The following is a 604-nucleotide window of genomic DNA, read 5'->3' as shown; positions in this document are numbered from 1 at the left end:
ATCCGTCAGCGAAAGGGTAAAACTCAACACCCCAGGTAAGTCCCAAAGCAAAACAATTCCGGCCCAGCTTAGGCACCCACCGCGTGACTGTTTCTTTCTACCCATAAGGACATTATAAAAATGGGGGGCGCTGAGCAGAAAACAATACTCGGAGCATCGTTCAGCCTCGCCTCGCATCAACGACCTCTGGACATTCCTATACCGCCTGGCCCTCTACTCCGTTATCTACGGAACCCTGCTAACCTTGCGAGGCCCCTTTCCGAAACGATCGCCAGAGAAGAAAATGAGCGCAGATACCGTTCCAAATGCCTAACAAGCCGCGTCAACGCATGTCGATTCGTCTACCTTTCCAGTGATCCGTGAGCCACCGGTCGTGGCTAGTAATGATCAATGTGCCCGTCCAGCTTAATAGTGCCCTCTCAAGGGCTTCCATTGAGGCTAAATCAAGATAATTCGTTGGCTCATCGATAACGAGTATGGTTGGAGCAGATGCAAGGGCAGTCGCAATTTGCGCGCGACGTTGATTGCCGGCCGATAATTCTGGAACGGGTATGGACCACATTGCCGGATGCAAGATTCCTTTACCAACTTCTCCGACTCCATC

Annotated in this window: 1 protein-coding gene; it reads right to left on the bottom strand. The window is 51.7% G+C overall.

The window, feature by feature from the left end; genetic code table 11:
* Positions 1–322: 322 nt before the first annotated feature.
* On the bottom strand, positions 323–604 hold a 282-nt coding region (locus HMPREF1627_RS00950), incomplete at its 5' end, for an AAA family ATPase (RefSeq protein WP_034500376.1).

Source organism: Actinomyces sp. S6-Spd3, from assembly GCF_000758755.1.
Lineage (GTDB): Bacteria > Actinomycetota > Actinomycetes > Actinomycetales > Actinomycetaceae > Pauljensenia.
This window is presented reverse-complemented; position numbering and strand designations above follow the sequence as displayed.